This window comes from Pseudomonas sp. CFBP2511, from assembly GCF_030209255.1.
GTDB lineage: Bacteria > Pseudomonadota > Gammaproteobacteria > Pseudomonadales > Pseudomonadaceae > Aquipseudomonas > Aquipseudomonas avellanae.
Map to the genome: position 1 here is coordinate 104,180 of NZ_JARVSI010000022.1, position 13,452 is coordinate 117,631.

At 57.7% G+C, this 13,452-nt stretch carries 14 protein-coding genes and 2 pseudogenes; 1 reads left to right on the forward strand and 15 read right to left on the reverse strand.

Annotation, left to right across the window (positions count from 1 at the left end; all coding sequences use genetic code 11):
• Positions 1–21 precede the first annotated feature (21 nt).
• From QRN38_RS18350 to QRN38_RS18390, 10 genes and pseudogenes are all read right to left on the reverse strand, one after another.
• Positions 22–270, reverse strand: a pseudogene (locus QRN38_RS18350) (EexN family lipoprotein).
• Positions 271–452: 182 nt separating this feature from the next.
• Positions 453–1,292, reverse strand: a complete 840-nt coding sequence (locus QRN38_RS18355; protein WP_057418769.1) for an oxidoreductase — start codon at positions 1,290–1,292, stop codon at positions 453–455.
• 150 nt (positions 1,293–1,442) lie between these two features.
• A pseudogene (locus QRN38_RS28340) lies at positions 1,443–1,574 on the reverse strand (hypothetical protein); the annotation flags it as partial.
• 129 nt (positions 1,575–1,703) lie between these two features.
• The gene (locus QRN38_RS18360) at positions 1,704–2,072 is read right to left on the reverse strand and encodes a Rossmann-fold NAD(P)-binding domain-containing protein (protein WP_057418768.1); all 369 of its coding nucleotides are present in this window, start codon (positions 2,070–2,072) and stop codon (positions 1,704–1,706) included.
• An 11-nt stretch (positions 2,073–2,083) separates the two neighbouring features.
• Complete coding sequence (locus QRN38_RS18365) at positions 2,084–3,094, reverse strand: AraC family transcriptional regulator (protein ID WP_057418767.1); 1,011 nt, start codon at positions 3,092–3,094, stop codon at positions 2,084–2,086.
• A 368-nt stretch (positions 3,095–3,462) separates the two neighbouring features.
• On the reverse strand, positions 3,463–3,726 hold the full coding sequence (locus tag QRN38_RS18370; protein ID WP_057418766.1) for an EexN family lipoprotein: 264 nt from the start codon (positions 3,724–3,726) through the stop codon (positions 3,463–3,465).
• The gene (locus tag QRN38_RS18375) at positions 3,723–4,667 is read right to left on the reverse strand and encodes a LysR family transcriptional regulator (protein WP_057418765.1); all 945 of its coding nucleotides are present in this window, start codon (positions 4,665–4,667) and stop codon (positions 3,723–3,725) included. The genes QRN38_RS18370 and QRN38_RS18375 overlap by 4 nt, the downstream gene beginning before the upstream one ends.
• Positions 4,668–4,842: 175 nt before the next feature.
• A complete protein-coding gene (locus QRN38_RS18380) occupies positions 4,843–5,391 on the reverse strand; it encodes a kinase inhibitor (RefSeq protein WP_081025464.1) in 549 nt (182 codons plus the stop codon).
• A gap of 229 nt (positions 5,392–5,620) precedes the next feature.
• The gene (locus QRN38_RS18385) at positions 5,621–6,646 is read right to left on the reverse strand and encodes an alpha/beta hydrolase (protein WP_057418764.1); all 1,026 of its coding nucleotides are present in this window, start codon (positions 6,644–6,646) and stop codon (positions 5,621–5,623) included.
• Positions 6,647–6,677: 31 nt separating this feature from the next.
• Positions 6,678–7,727, reverse strand: a complete 1,050-nt coding sequence (locus QRN38_RS18390) for an NAD(P)-dependent alcohol dehydrogenase (protein ID WP_057418763.1) — start codon at positions 7,725–7,727, stop codon at positions 6,678–6,680.
• 172 nt (positions 7,728–7,899) lie between these two features.
• Here QRN38_RS18390 and QRN38_RS18395 point away from each other — a divergent pair, with 172 nt between their 5' ends.
• Entirely contained in the window at positions 7,900–8,838 is a 939-nt protein-coding gene (locus QRN38_RS18395) for an AraC family transcriptional regulator (protein ID WP_057418762.1), read from the forward strand.
• Between the two features lie 35 nt (positions 8,839–8,873).
• Here QRN38_RS18395 and QRN38_RS18400 read toward each other — a convergent pair whose 3' ends face one another.
• The 5 genes from QRN38_RS18400 to QRN38_RS18420 form a co-directional block, all read right to left on the reverse strand.
• Positions 8,874–9,611: an IclR family transcriptional regulator gene (locus tag QRN38_RS18400; protein WP_057418761.1), complete on the reverse strand. Its 738-nt coding sequence runs from the start codon at positions 9,609–9,611 to the stop codon at positions 8,874–8,876.
• A 99-nt stretch (positions 9,612–9,710) separates the two neighbouring features.
• Positions 9,711–10,955, reverse strand: coding sequence for an MFS transporter (locus tag QRN38_RS18405; protein ID WP_057418760.1), 1,245 nt, complete (start codon positions 10,953–10,955; stop codon positions 9,711–9,713).
• Between the two features lie 40 nt (positions 10,956–10,995).
• Entirely contained in the window at positions 10,996–11,418 is a 423-nt protein-coding gene (locus QRN38_RS18410) for a nuclear transport factor 2 family protein (RefSeq protein ID WP_057418759.1), read from the reverse strand.
• A gap of 361 nt (positions 11,419–11,779) precedes the next feature.
• The gene (locus tag QRN38_RS18415; protein ID WP_057418758.1) at positions 11,780–12,235 is read right to left on the reverse strand and encodes a YciI family protein; all 456 of its coding nucleotides are present in this window, start codon (positions 12,233–12,235) and stop codon (positions 11,780–11,782) included.
• A 199-nt stretch (positions 12,236–12,434) separates the two neighbouring features.
• Entirely contained in the window at positions 12,435–13,448 is a 1,014-nt protein-coding gene (locus QRN38_RS18420) for a zinc-binding alcohol dehydrogenase family protein (protein ID WP_057418777.1), read from the reverse strand.
• Positions 13,449–13,452: the final 4 nt, after the last annotated feature.

Consider the following 13,452-nt stretch of genomic DNA (forward strand, 5'->3'; position numbering starts at 1 on the left):
TTCGTGTTGAAGTGCCAACGATCAGAACTTTGGGAATCCCTTTGACGGGTTGTAGGACATCTTGCCACCGCCGAAAAAGCGCCTATTTGTTGCCTCGGCTACGCGGCTACAGAGTTCGTCGCCCAGCTTGGCGCGATCTGTTTTTCACTGCTCGCGCAGTTCCTTCAACCGTTCGGGATTGCCTGCGAGAGACTCCACCGTCTCGCTCGGTTGGGATTTGCCGCACGCCGTCAGTATTACGACGAGCAGAAATAGCATGATCTTGTTCATTGCTCGCGCTCCTCCGAAACATCGAGGTCAGACAGTGCAATCGGTGCTTTCGCCGCAGGAGCATCGAGATAACTTGTCCTCTCGATGCAGCGAGGACCGGAACTGCGTGGAGGCAGGCGAGCCTCCGGTTTCCAACGGCAACCCGTTCCCGATGCCCGGGAACTGCTCATCAAGAATCGTTTTTAAACGCCTTTACGCGGAATCCCCGTAGCCATGCGAATGAAACTGTCGAAGGCCCGGTCGGAGAGCATGCGGCGTAGAAAGATCATGGGTTTGGCACCGAAGCCGACGGCATAGCGCGTTTTTGGACGGCGGGCGCTGAGTGCCTTGCCGATCGTATCCGCGATCAAATCAGGCGGTGACATGCGCTTGCGGTTGGCTTCGCTCACCATCGTCTTGAACAAGGCATTGGCCTGTCCGGCATAAGCGCCCTCGCTAGAAGTCTCGCGCAGCTTGTCCGCAGCAATTCCGGCCCACTCGGTATTGATGCCGCCCGGTTCAATGACCACCACGTCGATGCCGAGAGGCTGCACCTCCAGGCGCAGGCAGTCGCTGATCGCCTCGAGCGCAAACTTAGTGCCGTGGTACCAGGCGCCCAGCGGCGTATGGACCTTGCCGCCCATCGAGGTGATGTTAACGATGGTTCCCGAGCGCCGCTTGCGCATGTGCGGCAAGGCCAACTGAATAAGGCGCACGGCACCGAACACGTTGACGTCGAACTGTGCGCGGGCCTCATCGAAGGGTACGTCCTCTACGGCACCGTAGGAGCCATAACCGGCGTTGTTGATCAGGACGTCGATACGGCCGGACTTGTCGATGATTTCCTGGAGGCCCGCCTGCATCGAGGCGTCATCCGTCACGTCCATAGCCAAGATGTTGATGCCAGCGCCCGCCAGGGCACGCATCCGGTCTACGCGGCGCGCTGCGGCGTAAACTGTGTAGCCAAGGGCCTTCAACTTGAGGGCGGTGGCTTCGCCGATGCCGGACGATGCGCCTGTGACGAGAGCAACTTTCGTATTCATGTCTAAAATCCTTGGCTCGAGAATTTGATGTGCATGGCGCTTTGGGGTTTGGTTCGCCTTCTGTGCTCCACAGTACGCAGTGGGCGGCGTCAGCTCCCTAGCGATTCGCGCCAGTCTCCAAGCAAACCACGCCAAAGTCAGTTGCTAACGTCAGCGGGCATCTTGCAAATAGCTTCGCAAGGCCTTGAGCGTTCCATAGGGCGTATCTACCACCATCTGATTGGCCAACCATTTGGGGATCGAGCCGCCCGGGGAGGCATGCATCTGATAGGTAACATTCACGCCACCAGCCATACCCCTTTCAAGGCCTCGCCCCGTTCAGGCGTCCCCGCGCAAGCGGCAAGCAGCACTACCGTCAGCAGCAGTGGGAGCAAGCGGCGCGGCACCCGCTTCATCGACGAATTGGCCGGTTCAATGCTCACTGCCGACCTTGGCAAGCACATTCGATGCGAGTACTACCACGCCTTGCGCCGTCGGAACAGTCTTGACCAAAGACCGCGCCACAGCGCGCGCGTGTACCGGCCGGTAGGCGCCGGGAAGAATAGAAGCGAGCACCTTTGCGATCGGGATCGAAATGATCTCCCCGATGCGCGGCGGTTGCCCCAGGCCGTCCCGGTGGTCCAGCAGCAGAGAAGGTTGAGCAATCACCAACGCCGAGAGATCCATCGCCTTAAGCGCATCATCCAACTCGGCCTTGACACGGTTGTAGAACATGGAGGATCTCGCGTTGACTGCGGCCACACTGAGCAACACCGTCCGTTGTTGAACATGCGTGGCCATGGTCGATTTTCTCAGTTCAAATGCATGGCGTTGCGGGCACTGTCGGGCGTCTGCCCAGTCCAGTCCTGGAATGCGCGATAAAAGGAATTGGGATCCTCGAAGCCCAACAGGAAGGCGATCTCGCCACCGGACATCTTGGTGTTAGTCAAGTAATGGCGTGCCAGGTTTTCTCGGGTGGCATTGACCATGGCGCGGAAGTTCTCCCCCTCATCTTCCAGGCGACGCTGCAGCGTGCGCTTGCTCATGCCAAGGCGTTCCGCGGCCTTCTCGATGGTGGCCGCATTGCTTGGCAGCAGCTCCAGCAGAACTGCACGCACGCGTTCGGCTGTCGTGGAAGTCGCATCCAGTTCGCTAAGCCTGCGGCGCAAGTCGGGCTCGAAAACGCGCCACATGCCTGCGTTGACGGTGAGGAACGGGCGTAACATATCCGCGGCCGAAAAGGTGATGCTCGGCGCAGTCCCCTGTTGCACGGGGACGCCGAAGAATTTCTCGTAGCGCCGCGAATAAGCGCTCGGAGGAAGTTCTGGAAGCGCTACGCGCAACGCCTTGACCGGCTCGCGGGTAGCGAGCCGAGCGAGCCGCACGTAGAACGCGATTTCGGCCACTTGCAATGAAAACGGCACCTGCATCTGTACGGTCAGCCAGCGAGGCAAAACCGTCAATTCCCCGCCATTGCCTACCTCGACTTCGAGACTCATGGGCGCCAAAAGCTGCTTGTATTTCGCCAGGCGCTGCACCGCTTGCATCAGGTTGGTGCTGCATAGCGCTGCGAACAGAGGCGGATCGAAAGATTCCACCGAGACGGTCTCAACGATGCGCAACGGAAACATGACATCACCGGCCTCCGCCTCCAAGGACCGCCAAAAACGGAAGTACTCCTCCGTAGTTAGCCCATGTCCCTCACGCGAGAACAGGTCTTCAGGAAGGCCAGCCCTACGCAGCACATGGCTGGGCTGGATACCGAAGTCCTTAAGCAAGGCTTTCCACCCGATATCCACCGAGAAGGTTTGATTGCGTGTCACTGGGATACTCCCGGCTGGGCTCTTCAACACTGAAATAGAAGGTTCAGTATATAGACCGTAGCCTGCCAGCAGCATGCAAACTGCGCCATAAGTCACTCAATCAGCGCCACCAAATTTCGTTGAACGTGGCCCCAACCTCGCTCTGTTAGTCGCCTCCTATTTCTCCAGCACGACACGCGGCACAACGTCGTGCCGTAGCCGTGAGGATCGGAGTCAGGTCACGGGTGGGTCAAAGACCGATATCGGCAGAAACTCAGCGGAGAAAGCAAGGTACGTATGGAGACGAATCCAATAAGAACGCCGCAAGCGATGACGCGTTGAGACGCGTTTGGAAATCAAGAGGAAATTCTGTGGCAATACATTCGCGACTAGAACTTGGGTGGGTTCTCCGGCGGCGTATAGGGCACCTTGCCATCACCATAGAAGCGCTTGCGAGTGGCTTCGGCAACCCGATTGCAGAGTTCATCGCCCAGCTTGGCGCGTTCCAGCTTGCACTGCTGACGCATTTCTTTCAGTGGTTCGGGGTTGGAAGCGAGTTCCTCGACGGTCGGCAGGATAGTCTTTTGAGGTGCTTCGGACTGGCCGCAGGCTGCCAACATTACGGCCAGTACGAAAGGGACCGCGTTCTTCATGACTTCGGTTCCTCCGCTAGAAGGGAATCAAGGTCCGGCGCAGACCTATTGGCTTCAGGTGAGTCGATGGCCTGTACCCGCTCGATGAACCGCGCCAGTGTTTCCGAAGGCTCGCCTGCCGAGTGCAAAAGGTAGGTCGTGAGCATCGGCGATCGGCCGGTCAGTGGACGCGCGACAACGCCTTGTTCCCGGCTGGCTGCGATGTGCGCGGCACCGGTCAGGCCCAAGGCGAACCCTGCCGATACCAGGACCATCATCAAGTCGCAGGATGTCACCCGTTCGGCAATCAGCGGTTCCATTTGCACCTTGCGCAATACCCGCTCCACTTGCCTTGCATGTCCTTCGCACGCCTGCGGATCGCACAGCACCAGTGGGTAACGCAGCAGCTCTTCCAAGGGAATGCGCTTATGCGCCAACAAGGGATGTCGCGCCGGAACGGCTACCATCATCGGGTCGTCCCAAACGGAAAAGGCCGAAATGCCATCCCCGACCTCATCTGATCGGGCAAAGCCTACGTCGTACAGGTCATCATGCAGTCCTTTGATTTGTTGCGACAAAGGCACCTCAAAGAATCGAATTTCGACCTCGGGCTCTTCCTGCCGGCAGAGTGCAAGCAAAGCCGGTAGGCGCGACGGCGTGATGCCGTCGGACAAGGCGATACGCAACTGCCCGTGAAACCCGTTCGCTGCTGCCTTTACGCTATCGCGTGCTTGCTGTAATGAAGTGAAGACACGCGGAACATGCTCCAGAAATAGCTTGCCTGCACGAGTCAGGCGGGTGCTACGTGTAGTTCGCGCAAATAGCTGGGTACTGAGCTCTTCTTCCAGCTCCTTAATAGCGCGCGACAGTGGCGACTGCTCGATGTGCAGCCGCTCGGCAGCACGGGCGAAATGAAGTTCTTCAGCAACGGCCAAAAAACAGCGCAGATGGCGCAACTCCATAGACCACCTCCATTGTTTGGCCGTCGCCTAGTGTCCTAATCAGCTCCTTTGCCCGCGACGCTAAAAACCCGTCAGGGCATGGAACAGGATGAAACTACTCCGACAGAAAAGATCAGTATGACGACCATTTACTTTAGTAAAACTCCAGCGACACACATGGGCGACGTTTTACTATTTATCGCGTCGAAATTGGAATTAGCTCGGCAGTTGCAATGCTGTTTACATTGAGCATGTAGCCTACCAGTGCGCCACTAGACTCGCGATCAATGGGTAACTTTTCCACCTTGAGGGCCCAAACTTTGAAATGGTAATGATGGGACTTGTCTCCGAGCGGAGGGCATGGACCACCGTAGCCTGGGTTGCCGAAATCAGTCCTGCCTTGTACGGCCCCCGAAGGGACTTTTGATCCATTCCTGTTTCCAGCGTCCGCTGGAAGGCCATGAATTCCCTTAGGTATATTCACGACCGTCCAGTGCCACCAGCCGCTGCCTGTTGGAGCATCGGGATCAAACATGGTCACAGCGAAGCTCTTGGTGCCTTCTGGCGCTCCAGACCATGCAAGCGCTGGTGAAATGTCAGCGCCGGAGCAGCCTGATCCATTCTGCACATAGGCATTACCAATCTGTTCGCCATGCTTTATGTCACTGCTTGAGAGCTTGAAGTCTTGCGCTTGCGATGCCAACGAAGCCAAAGAAAAAGCGATCCCAATGATTAATCTATTCATATTTAATTTTCACCCAATAGTGAAGCTCACAAGGAGCGATTGGATCTCGAAGACGTTCCGGCGCACTTAGAAGCCATCTGAATAGCTTGATCATGCAATGTCGAACCAGGCATTCCCCTGGACATTGAGAATGCCTACGCTGTCTATCGGAAAGTGAGCCATGCGAGGCACTGAGAAGCCGGTGTCTCGCAAAGGTCATGACGACATGAACCGTCATGACCTTGCTTGCTTACTTCAGGTTCTTCTGGAAAAAGTCCGTCAGCTTGGCGAACGGAATAAGGTCAGTGCGATCGTAGAGATCAACATGCCCTGCGTTCGGAATGACGACCAGTTCCTTAGGTTGGCCAGCCAGCTTGTAAGCGGCTTCGCTGAACTCTCGGGAGTGCGCTTCGGACCCTGTGATAAACAGCATCGGACGGGGTGAGATCGTCTCGATGTCGTTGAACGGGTAGAAGTTCATTTGCTTCACTTCCGCGGTGATCGGGCGATTGGTCGTGAGATACAGCGAAGAACCCTTCGGGACGTATGCGCCGCGCTTGGTGCGATAGAAGTCGAAGAACTCGCGCTCGATCGCGCCAGCGTCCGGGCGCAGCGTTTCGAGCATACCGTCGGAATACTTCTTCTTACCGCCCAGGAACTCCACGTAGCGCTGTTCCGCGGCTGCGGCAATGAATTGCTTGCGCTGCTCAATCGATTGAGAGTGATTGAGGCCGTTGCGGGTTACGCTACCCATGTCGTACATGCTGACCGTGGCGATCGCCTTCAAGCGAGGGTCGATCTTGGCTGCACTGATGGCATAGCCGCCGCTGCCGCAGATGCCAAGAATACCGATCCGGTTCCTGTCGATGAATGACCGCGTGCCCATAAAATCCGTCGAGGCCATGAAAACCTCGGTGTAGATGTCGGACGAAACCGCATTACGCGTACCCGAACTTTCGCCCCAGAACGACAGATCAGGTGCCAATGTCACGAATCCTTGCTCGGCAAGCTTCTGCGCATACAGATTCGCGCTCTGCTCCTTCACTGCGCCATTGGGATGGCCCACGATAACGGCCGGATATTTCTTGCTGCGATCCAGTCCTTTCGGCACAAACAGATTCGCCACGATATCCATCTGGTACTGATTCTTGAATGTGACTTTCTCAACAGTCACCTTGTCACTCTTGTAGAAGTTGTCTGCACCATGGGACATGTCTTGCCCCATAGCGGTGAACGAACTGGCCAGTAGGGCCAGCATAAGAACGATCTTCCTCATACATATGTCCTCATAAATTAGCCCGAAAAAGTCAGGCGGAAAGTGTGGCGTTGTCGATTACGAAGCGGTACTTGACGTCTCCTTTCAACATCCGTTCGTAGGCATTGTTGATTTCATCGGCGCGGATCATTTCGATGTCGGCGACGATGCCGTGCTTTGCGCAGAAATCCAGCATCTCCTGCGTTTCCGGAATACCGCCAATCATCGAGCCGGTGATGGAGCGACGCTTCATGATCAGGTTGAACACATTGGGAGACGGATGCGGCGTCGCCGGAGCGCCTACCAGGACCATCGTGCCGTCGCGTTTGAGCAGCACCAGCAGTGCATCGAGATCGTGCGGCGCCGCCACCGTATTGAGGATCAAATCGAAACTTTTGGCATGCGAGGCCATCTCCTCTGCGTTGCGGGAAACCACGACCTCGTTGGCACCCAGTGCTTTGGCTTCTTCGCGTTTGGACTCAGACGTGGTCAGCGCCACGACATGCGCACCCATCGCGTGAGCCAGCTTGATGCCCATGTGTCCCAAACCACCGATGCCCACGACGCCGACCTTCTTTCCAGGCCCCGCCTTCCAGTGACGCAGCGGCGAATACGTGGTGATACCGGCGCACAACAACGGGGCCACTGCCGCCAGTTGTTCTTCGGGATGACGGATACGCAGTACGTAGTGCTCATGGACGACGATTTGCTGCGAGTAACCGCCCAGGGTATGACCGGGTGCGTCCGGGGTCGGAAAGTTGTAGGTGCCGATCAGTCCGTCACAGTAATTTTCTAAACCGGCGTCGCAGTCGTTGCAATGCCTGCAGCTATCGACGATGCAGCCGACGCCAACGAGATCGCCGATGCTGGTATCGGATACATGCGCGCCGACAGCCGTCACGCGTCCGACGATTTCGTGACCTGGCACGCAGGGGAACTGGGTGCCTGCCCATTCAGCGCGCACCTGGTGCAGATCTGAATGGCAGACACCGCAAAAGGCAATGTCGATTTGCACATCGTGCGCGCCAGGCGAGCGGCGGTTTATTTGCAGCGGCTCCAAGGGTTTGTCACCTGCATGGGCGCCATAGGCTTGAATCAGCATGGGGATTCCTTCTTTCTTGCGATAGAAGGCATCTTCGCCTCGACCCCCATACAACCGATAGAGCAATTCGCTGGTTTTCTTGCCTATTAGTATGGATGTTGCGTATTTTAAGTGGTAGGAAGGATATCCATTCGGTAGACTGGCCTACAACAGCTATGGCAACGAATCGCAAATGACAACTCAACACGAATCCATCGTTGCAACGCTGGCGACGGCCATTGGCGCTTACGCCACCGTTGCAACGGGCGATGTGGCAACGCCGATCAGTGGCCTTACCTTCTTCCGTCGCGACTTGCCGTCACCGCCATCCATTTGCATGGTCGAGCCCAGCGTCGTCTTGGTGGCCCAGGGAGAGAAACGTATGTGGGTGGGCGGCGAGGCTTATCACTACAACACCTCTCGCTTCCTGCTCACTTCATTGGACGTCCCCGCCAATTCCGAGGTCATGGACGCCAGTCCGGATCGACCGTGCCTTGGATTGACCTTGAAAATTGACTTGCGGACCGTGGCCGAGTTGATCGCTCAAGGTCATCTACCGACCCGTCGCGATCGGCCCAGTGGCGCAGGGCTCGGTATCGGCGAAGCAACGTCGAGCCTCTTGGCACCGTTTGCTCGCCTTTTAGCGTTGCTGGAAGAACCCGAGGCAATCCCAGCGCTCGCGCCGCTCATCCAACGCGAAATCCACTACCGGCTACTGACAAGTGATCAGGCTTCTCTCTTGCGTCAAGTGGTGTCTATCGACGGCCAAGGTCATCGCATCGCAAAAGCCATCGACTGGCTGAAATTGCACTATGCCGAACCGTTCAGCGTTGAAGAGCTCGCTGCCCGCGTGCAGATGAGCACGCCGACCTTTCATCATCACTTTCGCCATCTGACCGCGATGAGTCCATTGCAATACCAGAAGTTGCTACGATTGAACGAGGCCAAACGATTGATGCTGAATGAGCACATGGATGGTGCAAGTGCCGCGTTCAAGGTGGGCTACGAAAGCCCTTCGCAGTTCAGCCGCGAGTACAGCCGCTTGTTTGGAGCGCCGCCAAAACGCGATATTGCAGCGTTACGTGCAATGGACCCGCCCAGCCCAACCAAGCGCAACGGCAGAGCCTCTTAGCCTTTGGTTGTGGCAGGCCGTGGGGTATGCCGGACTTAGAACCAGCCTTGTCCCATCGGGCGCACCTTGTCCAGTTCCTCACGGATTTGCTGGGCGATCTCGATCAGACGCAATTCCGGCAAGCGGTTCGTCGGCCCTGCTATGGCGATGGCGGCGCGTGGAGTGACCGCGACCGCGACGCAAGAGATTCCCGCGTTCTCGCTGTCCAAGTCGAGTGCGAAACCTCTGCGCTGCGCTCCGTCGATCTCCTTGGCATGGTGTTTCCACCCGGCAGGATCGTGGCCACGGATGGAATGAGCAAGGTCGGTGTCGGCCGCCAGCAGTGCATGGCCGAGCGCCTGCCCGAGCAGCGCGGCTCGCTCTCCGGGTTTGACGGCTAGGTGCAGCGGCTTGTCCGACTGCACGGCATCCACGCACACGTAGTCGCTGCCGCTGACCAAGCCTAAAAACGCCGACTCGCCGGATGCAGCGCTTACGGCCTGCAGGACGGGCCGAATGCGGGCGCGCAACGCGTGCTCGACCTCTGCATCCGGCCGCAGGAGTCCATTGAGTTTTCCGGTCAGGCGATAAGCCGCGCCCTTCTTGTCCTGCGTGATGTATCCGAGCTCTTCAAGGGATGCGAGCAGATTATGAGCAGTGCTGCGGTTAAGACCGATGCCATCCGCGAGTTCGCTCAATCGCACGCCCTCCGGTTGCTTGGCGATGCACTCCAGCAGGTCGAAGGCCCGCTGTACAGACTGAATTATGCGGCCGGACGATGTCGTTGATTCCATAATGCCGAATTATGCTGACGTATATCACCAGAAGCAACAGCAATATGGGACGCGACGTAGGTGCCCGGCAGCCGCTGACACCCAAGACAGAAATGCTCTTTAGATGACTTCGCTGGGAGCCATGATCGTGTTGCGCAGAATCGGATGGCGGCGTTCCAGCACAGCAATTATCACCACCGGCACGAATGTGAGCACGCCGAAAATGACACCCACCAGCGGAGGGGCGAGCACGCCAAGCTGCGTTTCGATAAGCATGCCGGTAATCCAAGTGCCCAAGGCGGTGCCCACATTGAAGAAGGACACCACCATCGACGATGCCAGAGTAGGGGAATTTCCGCCGTAGCCGACGGCCAAGCTGGTAAGCACCGGGTTTGCTGCCAGACCAACCAAGCCTAGCAACGTGAACATGATCAGTGCTGCGGCGGGGATCGATGAAAATGCGAGCAGGCCTGCCGAGGCAAGCGCCGAGATGCCTGCAGTGAACATCGGCATCGTGTGCGGATGGCGGTCGCCAATCCGGCCGCCGAAGATCGACCCGATCAACGAGGCCACACCGAACAGGGCCAGTGCGATGGGGATGAACTGGCTTGCCAGACCCGTGTGCTCGGTCAGCAAAGGAGCGATAAAGCTGTAGACAGAGAGCGCGCCAGCGTTGACGGTGACACACCCCAGCAGCGAGAGCCATAGCCGAATCGAGCGCAGTCCTGCGAATTCGTCGCGGATTCGCGGAATCGTCCGCCCCGGCACCTCTGCGGGAACGAGTTTGACGATAGCGATGGCAAGGACGACGGCAATGATCGCGAGCGCCCAAAACGGACCCCGCCACCCAGCGATCTGCCCGGCGATCGAGCCGAGAGGTACGCCCAAGACGTTAGCAAGCATGCCGCCACCGATCACGATGCCTAACGCCCGTCCACTAGCCTTGGAGCCCGCAGCCTTGGATGCAACAACAGCGGCGACGGTCCAGAACGAACTCGTAGCAACAGCGCTGACCACGCGACTGACAAGCAGTACCGTGAAGTCTGTCGTGAACGCTGCAATCAAATGCCCTATCGCGAATACGACGAGGGAAAGCATCAATATGATCCGCTTCGGCATCCGCAAGGTGAACAACGCCACCGTTGGAGCGCCGAAGATCATTCCGATGGCAAACAGCGTAATCGCCATGCCTACCTGAGCGACCGACACGTTGTAGTCGGCAGCGATCTCGGGCAACAAGCCGGCGACGATGAACTCGGACGTTCCCATGAGAAACGTGCCTACTGTCAGAACATAGACGACCAGCGGCAGGTGCGCCGTTGTAGATGAGCCTGACGCGGACGGAGAGATAGATGCTTCAGCCATGTGTGTTCTTATTTCCTATCAAGCTCAAGATTTATTGGCTTCACCGGCCGTCTATGTGGACGTGCCGCTCCACGAAATGCCATTGCCCGTTGCGGACAGCAAAGCGATCCTCGTAGCGTCCTCGCGCAGCCAACTGAACCGCCGAGCCTTCCGCCAGATGCGACACGACGAAATACGACATGCCGCCCGCCGTTTGCCCGCTGTCGGCCACGTCAATGAGGATGTTGCCAATCAAGTGCTGCGGACCGAGATAGGCCTCGTGCGCTGGAGCGTTCTGGCGTAGCCACGCGAGTTTTTCCGCCGCCCCGTGGCAAGCCACGGTCGGGGAAATATGCCAGGCCGCATCCTCGAAGAACGCGGCCACTGCTTCCAAGTCACCTGCATCGAGCCGGTAGCAATAGGTATGGATCAGACGCGCGATCTGATTTTCAGCTTCGCGGCGGTCTTCACGAGAAATCATCATGGCGGCCTCTCACTTCGATCATTGAATTCGGCGCAGCGACGCGTTCGCCGCGGCGCTCTAATGTCACGGCCATGCGGACCTCAGGCTGCATATGTTTCCGAAATCTACGAGCAAAGTGACAGATCAATTTGTTTGATTTTCTTGCCTGATTGCAAGGTCAATTGGGAGACACAAATTTTGGCCGCAGGTCGCATTCGATCAGCGCTACAGAGCGATCGCTAGGTAGCTTCTGATGCTCTGATAGATGTCATGCCGCAGACCAGGCGGCATGATGTTCCACCGAAACGCGCGTCTTGGAGAACAGTAACCTGCGTCTGTATGACCTAGGCACGTACAGCTATAGGCAGACAAAGCCAAGCAGCTATTTTCCTTGGTAGGCTTTGATACTGGTGACCTGCCAGTGGCGTACGCTCGCGCTTAGCACGTCACTTTTCACGCCTGGATCCTGGCTCACCCATTGTTTCGCCGCTTCGATATTCTCAGCTTCGAACACAACCATGCCCAGCACCTTGTCTTCAGTGAGTGTGCCGAGCAATCCACCGGCCAGGAATTTGTGCCCGAGGGTTTGGCCGTACGCGATGTGTTCCTTGATGTTGGATTGCTCAGCAATGCTCTTGCTACCTTGATAGGCGGAGCCGCGTTCGTAAATGACCGCGAAAACGCCAGCCTTCGCAGCGGCCACGTCCTGCGCGGCGGCGGCGGGCGCGAAGATGGCAACCGCGCCGAAAGCCGCAAACGCTGCAAGAGCCAACGTCAGAATTGCGCGCCGACTGGTAAAGCTGCCCGCTTGAATCGCCTTGGCAATATGAATGTTCATGTCAGTATCTCCGCCGATGAGGTAAACGCGGCCGTATAAAGGATCTATTCCGTTCCGGATATGATCCGAGCACCGACAAGCGAAGCGATAGATCAATTCGCTCGATTTATTGCCTGATTGGAAGAACGAGAGCAGCAATCGTGTACTTCAATTGCGTCCCGTCGGACGCCAGTTCGTCGAAGGGCCGAGCACACCACGATCAGAAGCCCTCAAGCACGATCTTGCCGCGTGCTTTGCCGCTCTCCAGCAGTTGGTGCGCCCGCTTGAGGTTCGTCGCATTGATCGGAGCAAAGGTCTCGGTCAGCGTCGTCCGAATCTTGCCGGCCTCGATCAGCTCGGCCACTTGTCGGAGGATGGCACCTTGCAGGCCCATGTCTTCCGTCTGCATCAGGGAACGCATAAAAACCGCTTCAAGGTGGATCGAAATGCACTTCCATTTGAAAGGGTTGGCATCGAACACTTTTGGATTGTCGATATAGCCGTAGCGTCCTTGGGGCGACATCAACTTCACGATGTCGTCGCGATACTCAAGGGAACCGGCTGTTGCAAAGACAAAGCCAGGCGCGCCAATGCCTAGGGCTTCGATCTGCGAGGCCAGCGGCTGGCTGTGATCAACAACATGATGCGCGCCGAGGCTGGCGCACCATTCCTTGGTTTCCGGGCGTGATGCGGTGGCGATTACCGTGAGATCGGTACAGGCGCGGAGCAGTTGGATCGCCATCGATCCCACTCCACCGGCGCCACCGATGATGACCACGGCCTGAGCCGCTCCGGGAACGGGACGTGTCACGTCCAGGCGCTCGAAAAGCATTTCCCAGGCCGTCAGCGAGGTCAGCGGCAAGGCGGCCGCCTCGGCATTGGACAAGGAGGCAGGAGCCTTCGCCGCGATGCGTGCATCAACAAGGTTGTACTCGGCGTTCGATCCTTGCCGCCGTATGGCGCCGCAGTAGTAAACCCTGTCTCCGATCTCGAAACCTTGGACGAGTGAGCCCTTGTCTACGACGATGCCAACGGCATCCCATCCCAGGACACGAACCTCGCCGTCAGTCGGTGCGGCGTTGCGACGGATCTCGTAGTCGATCGGGTTGACGGCCGTAGCCGCGATTTCGACGAGCAGATCGTGGTCCGTGGGGACGGGTTTCGGGAGCGTAATGTCGATGAGGGCGTCTTCGCGGTCGATCGGACCAGTCTGTTTGTAGCCTACGGCTTTCATGATT

What these genes read in the sequence shown, in the direction of transcription:
- QRN38_RS18355 (WP_057418769.1), bottom strand. Translation starts at nt 1,292, where the DNA reads ATGAATACGAAAGTTGCTCTCGTCACAGGCGCATCGTCCGGCATCGGC.
- QRN38_RS18360 (WP_057418768.1), bottom strand. Translation starts at nt 2,072, where the DNA reads ATGGCCACGCATGTTCAACAACGGACGGTGTTGCTCAGTGTGGCCGCA.
- QRN38_RS18370 (WP_057418766.1), bottom strand. Translation starts at nt 3,726, where the DNA reads ATGAAGAACGCGGTCCCTTTCGTACTGGCCGTAATGTTGGCAGCCTGC.
- QRN38_RS18375 (WP_057418765.1), bottom strand. Translation starts at nt 4,667, where the DNA reads ATGGAGTTGCGCCATCTGCGCTGTTTTTTGGCCGTTGCTGAAGAACTT.
- QRN38_RS18380 (WP_081025464.1), bottom strand. Translation starts at nt 5,391, where the DNA reads ATGAATAGATTAATCATTGGGATCGCTTTTTCTTTGGCTTCGTTGGCA.
- QRN38_RS18385 (WP_057418764.1), bottom strand. Translation starts at nt 6,646, where the DNA reads ATGAGGAAGATCGTTCTTATGCTGGCCCTACTGGCCAGTTCGTTCACC.
- QRN38_RS18390 (WP_057418763.1), bottom strand. Translation starts at nt 7,727, where the DNA reads ATGCTGATTCAAGCCTATGGCGCCCATGCAGGTGACAAACCCTTGGAG.
- QRN38_RS18395 (WP_057418762.1), top strand. Translation starts at nt 7,900, where the DNA reads ATGACAACTCAACACGAATCCATCGTTGCAACGCTGGCGACGGCCATT.
- QRN38_RS18400 (WP_057418761.1), bottom strand. Translation starts at nt 9,611, where the DNA reads ATGGAATCAACGACATCGTCCGGCCGCATAATTCAGTCTGTACAGCGG.
- QRN38_RS18405 (WP_057418760.1), bottom strand. Translation starts at nt 10,955, where the DNA reads ATGGCTGAAGCATCTATCTCTCCGTCCGCGTCAGGCTCATCTACAACG.
- QRN38_RS18410 (WP_057418759.1), bottom strand. Translation starts at nt 11,418, where the DNA reads ATGATGATTTCTCGTGAAGACCGCCGCGAAGCTGAAAATCAGATCGCG.
- QRN38_RS18415 (WP_057418758.1), bottom strand. Translation starts at nt 12,235, where the DNA reads ATGAACATTCATATTGCCAAGGCGATTCAAGCGGGCAGCTTTACCAGT.
- QRN38_RS18420 (WP_057418777.1), bottom strand. Translation starts at nt 13,448, where the DNA reads ATGAAAGCCGTAGGCTACAAACAGACTGGTCCGATCGACCGCGAAGAC.